Consider the following 4,445-nt stretch of genomic DNA (forward strand, 5'->3'; position numbering starts at 1 on the left):
GCTGGCTATGGAACACCGCATGCTCTGCTTCAAGAATTAAAAACGAAGATATGGAAATAGCTTGAAACGAAAGTATTCTTTACTTTCGTTTCAAGCTATTTTCTGTTAGAGAAATCAAGCAAAATTTGATCAAAAGATTGAGTGAATGACTATGTGATAGAATAAAAAGTATCGTTTCCGTTAGAAAAACATTTGTCAAAAGTCAAAACGTTCAATGATGTTCACTGATTGTTAAAAAACATTTTTTATTTTTTGCAACCAATAATTTTTATATTTTTCTAATTTATGGTATCATCATTTTGTTAGTTATTATAAAAACAAAACTTAGAAAGGGCGTCACTATGCAAGTATACGGGATTGATGCGATTATCCGGATCGTCAGTCATTTGGCTTTTATTTATTTAGCTTTTTGGTCGTTACGTTCCTTACGTATTGACATGTTTTTTAAAAAGTTACATAATACACAAATTCGAATGGCAATCGTACTTTTTTCCATTTTTTTAGGGTATACTGCCAGCAATTTTTTCTTAGAAATCATTGCTTTGTACCGAAATCTTTTCGTTAGCCTATAGTTGAAAAAAGGTACTATTTTTTTAATAGCAAAAATGATATAATAGAAAAGATTTTGAGCTTTCGTAGCTCATGGGAATTTTTGGGGGGAACAACATGGAAGAGATCATCGTCAAAGGTGGCAATCAATTAAATGGAACAGTAAAAATCGAGGGAGCTAAAAATGCTGTTTTGCCAATTTTAGCTGCTAGTTTGTTGGCTGAAGAAGGAACAACCGTTTTAGATAATGTTCCGATACTTTCGGACGTTTTCACGATGAATCAAGTGATTCGTCATTTAAATGTGGATGTAGAGTTTGATGAAGAAAAGAATCAAGTAACGCTTGATGCGTCAAGACAGTTAGAAATTGAAGCACCATATGAGTACGTAAGCCAAATGCGTGCCTCTATCGTTGTAATGGGTCCATTACTTGCTAGAAATGGTCATGCAAAGGTTGCCATGCCAGGAGGATGTGCAATTGGGAAACGACCAATTGATTTACACCTGAAAGGTTTCCAAGCATTGGGAGCAAAAATCATTCAAAAGAATGGCTATATTGAAGCAATTGCTGATCAATTAATAGGAAATACGATTTATTTAGATTTTCCAAGCGTTGGAGCTACTCAAAATATTATGATGGCAGCTGTGAAAGCCAAAGGAACAACAATTATTGAAAACGTGGCTCGTGAGCCTGAAATTGTTGACCTTGCCAATATTTTAAATAAAATGGGCGCAAACGTTTATGGCGCTGGAACTGAGACAATGCGTATTGAAGGCGTTGAGCATCTTCATGCAGTAAAACACTCGATTGTTCAAGACCGAATTGAAGCGGGTACCTTTATGGTAGCAGCGGCGATGACTCAAGGAAATGTTTTGATTGCAGATGCGATTTCAGAACACAATCGTCCATTGATTTCTAAGCTAATTGAAATGGGTGCGACAATTACTGAAGAAGAAGAGGGTATCCGTGTAGTTGGACCAAAACATATTTTACCAACGGATGTGAAAACAATGCCACATCCAGGCTTCCCTACAGATATGCAAGCACAAATGACAGCTATTCAATTAGTAGCAGAAGGAACAAGTGTCGTCACCGAAACAGTTTTTGAAAATCGATTCCAACATTTAGAAGAAATGCGACGAATGAATGCGCATGTTAAAATTGATGGAAACGTAGCGATAATGGATGGGAAACATGAATTACAAGGTGCTGAAGTATATGCGACTGATTTACGAGCAGCAGCAGCACTTGTATTGGCTGGTCTAAAAGCAAATGGTATTACACGTGTCCGTAACCTTAAATACTTAGATCGTGGCTATTATCAATTTCATATTAAATTGCAAAACTTAGGTGCCGATGTGGAACGTGTAGAAACGGATCAAACGCCTACTGTTAAGACAGCACAAATCATTGCTTAAGGACGTGGATAAATGAATAGCCAACGCTATATTTTAATCAGTTTGGTGAAGATTTTAGTCGTCATACTATTACTGATTCTTTTATTTATTGCTGGAACAATGATTGGATATGGTGTAGTCGGTGGCGGAAATCCTTTAAGAGTATTTCAACCAAGCTTATGGCTTCACATTCAAGCATTTTTCAGTTAAAGAGTAGTGTTAAGCATAAAGTTTTGAGACAATAAAAAGGATTTCTTCAAACGGCGATTCAGTTTTGAGAAATCCTTTTTTATTCTGTCATTCATGAGATGATTGCGGTCATACATTAGAATCTTGTCCCTTCTTCGAAAACAAGAATGGTCAAATAAAAATGAGGTGTAGTTATGAAAAAAATGTTGATTTCTTTCGTACGTTTTTATCAACGATTTATTTCTCCAGCTTTTCCCCCTAGTTGTCGGTACTACCCGACTTGCTCTAATTATATGATACAAGCTATTCAAATTCACGGAGCATTTAAAGGAACATTAATGGGTACAGCGCGCATTTTACGATGCCATCCATTCGTTAAAGGTGGTATTGATTACGTACCGTTAAACTATCAATTAACGAGAAATAAAAAAGACAAAGAGATGCCTGATTATGGAGAATAAGGACAATAAAGCTAAAGTATCATCCAAGATACACATGATCATGCCACTCGATAAAGCAAATCTGCCATGGTCATTGCTGTTAGATGCCGATCCTGATAAGGAGAAAGTGCAGCAGTACATAGATAGTGGCACTGGTTTTGTTTGGCAAAGAGATAACGCTATTTTAGGTGTTATCATTTTTGTTGTAAGAAAGACAGAATTTGAAATAATGAACGTAGCAGTAACGTCTAAAGAACAAAATAAAGGTATTGGTTACAATTTATTAATATACACGCTACAAGAATTACAAAAAATCAAAACAACGCAACAAAAAATCATCGTACGAACTGGCAGTATTACGTCAAATGCCTTACATTTATATCGAAAAGTTGGGTTTAAAGCAACAATTATTGAAAGAGATTATTTCATCAAGAACTACCAAGAACCCATTTATGAGAACGGAAAATTATTGCGAGATCAAGTGACGTTAGAAATACGAGTTTAAATCCCATTGTAAAAAGGCTTTCAAAATCATGCGAATTATCTTAGAATAAGAGCAGTATGAGAAAAGGAGAGAAAATAACGATGGGAATTTTAGTTTTTGATTTTGGTGGTTCAGCAGTCAAATATGGGTATTGGAATGGGAAAAAACTAGATTATAATGGTCAGTTTCCCACTCCAAAAACATGGGAAAAAATGAAAACGCATTTATTGGTAGAGTTTAATAAAATAGCTACCTTGACAACGATCGAAGGTGTGGCGATCAGTTCACCAGGCGTAGTAAATCACGAAAAACAAACAATAGAAGGGATCAGTGCTATTTCCTATATTCATGGATTTAATATTTTTCAAGAACTAGAAGAACTGTTTCAATTGCCAGTCACGATCGAAAATGATGCAAATTGTGCCGGGATGGCTGAATATTATGAAGGAGCAGCAAAAGAATACCAAAATGTAGCCTTTGTTGTACTTGGTACTGGTGTCGGGGGAGCTATTTTTAATAATGGTCAATTAAATAAAGGTGCTCATCTATACGGCGGAGAATTTGGTCTAATGTTCTTAGAAGGAGATAAAACGTTTAGTATGTTAGGAACCGCTGTTCAAATGGCTTGGCGGTATTGTGAACGTAAAGGTGTCGAACGATCTTCTTATAGCGGAAAAGAAGTATTTGAATTGGCAGAAAAAGGAGATAAAATTGCAAGGGAAGAAGTAGAGAAATTTTATGATTACTTAACAAAAGGGCTGTTTAGTATTCAATTTACAACTGATCCAGAAGTGATTGTAATCGGTGGTGGAATTTCAGCAAAAGAAGGATTATTAGAAGAAATTAATCTACGAATGAAGCGATTGACGAAACAATTTGAATTAAATGATTTTGATCCCAAAATTTTGTTATGTGATTATCGTAATGACGCTAATCTGATCGGGGCAGCAGCAAACTTTAACGCAAGACGTGAAGGTTTGGTTTAGGCTAAGAGAAAACTTTTAGACATAAGACATGTATTCCATCTTTGAATATGATAAACTATCATGGAGGTGGAAAAGATGTCAAAAAAAAATAAAGATATTGAAGTTCGTATCGAAGAAATCAAAAAACAAATTAATGGAACAAACTATGAAGTCACTCAGTTATTTATTGGCAAAAAAATGATTGGTGAAATTTTGGCTTATGGACCAAAAGAATTTGAAATTTTCTTTGGTGAAGAAGATTTTGGTAAAGAAAAAAGCCTTGAAAATGCGATAGAAACAGTGATTCGTCACTGGAATCTGCATGAATAAAAAAATATCAAAAAAATTTTCAATAAAGGGTTGCATAAATCTGGAAAATTAGGTATTATAACTAAGTCAGGTTGATACAAACCTTTTGGA

At 35.1% G+C, this 4,445-nt stretch carries 7 protein-coding genes; all 7 read left to right on the forward strand.

Going from position 1 to position 4,445, the window contains the following annotated elements:
* Positions 1-341 precede the first annotated feature (341 nt).
* The 7 genes from EVI01_RS13125 to EVI01_RS13155 all read left to right on the forward strand — a co-directional run bounded on the left by EVI01_RS13125 (position 342) and on the right by EVI01_RS13155 (position 4,355).
* Positions 342-572 carry a DUF1146 family protein gene (locus EVI01_RS13125; protein ID WP_010752513.1) on the forward strand — a complete coding sequence of 77 codons (231 nt, stop codon included), beginning with the start codon at positions 342-344 and terminating at the stop codon, positions 570-572.
* A gap of 94 nt (positions 573-666) precedes the next feature.
* Entirely contained in the window at positions 667-1,968 is a 1,302-nt protein-coding gene (murA, locus tag EVI01_RS13130; protein WP_025480757.1) for a UDP-N-acetylglucosamine 1-carboxyvinyltransferase, read from the forward strand.
* 12 nt (positions 1,969-1,980) lie between these two features.
* Positions 1,981-2,157: a DNA-directed RNA polymerase subunit beta gene (locus tag EVI01_RS13135; protein WP_010752511.1), complete on the forward strand. Its 177-nt coding sequence runs from the start codon at positions 1,981-1,983 to the stop codon at positions 2,155-2,157.
* Between the two features lie 173 nt (positions 2,158-2,330).
* Complete coding sequence (gene yidD / locus EVI01_RS13140) at positions 2,331-2,597, forward strand: membrane protein insertion efficiency factor YidD (RefSeq protein ID WP_010752510.1); 267 nt, start codon at positions 2,331-2,333, stop codon at positions 2,595-2,597.
* Between the two features lie 34 nt (positions 2,598-2,631).
* On the forward strand, positions 2,632-3,081 hold the full coding sequence (locus tag EVI01_RS13145; RefSeq protein ID WP_025480756.1) for a GNAT family N-acetyltransferase: 450 nt from the start codon (positions 2,632-2,634) through the stop codon (positions 3,079-3,081).
* 80 nt (positions 3,082-3,161) lie between these two features.
* The gene (locus EVI01_RS13150; RefSeq protein ID WP_010752508.1) at positions 3,162-4,046 is read left to right on the forward strand and encodes an ROK family protein; all 885 of its coding nucleotides are present in this window, start codon (positions 3,162-3,164) and stop codon (positions 4,044-4,046) included.
* Positions 4,047-4,121: 75 nt separating this feature from the next.
* Complete coding sequence (locus EVI01_RS13155) at positions 4,122-4,355, forward strand: DUF2969 domain-containing protein (protein WP_010752507.1); 234 nt, start codon at positions 4,122-4,124, stop codon at positions 4,353-4,355.
* Positions 4,356-4,445: the final 90 nt, after the last annotated feature.

It is taken from the genome of Enterococcus villorum (assembly GCF_007990225.1).
Lineage (GTDB): Bacteria > Bacillota > Bacilli > Lactobacillales > Enterococcaceae > Enterococcus_B > Enterococcus_B villorum.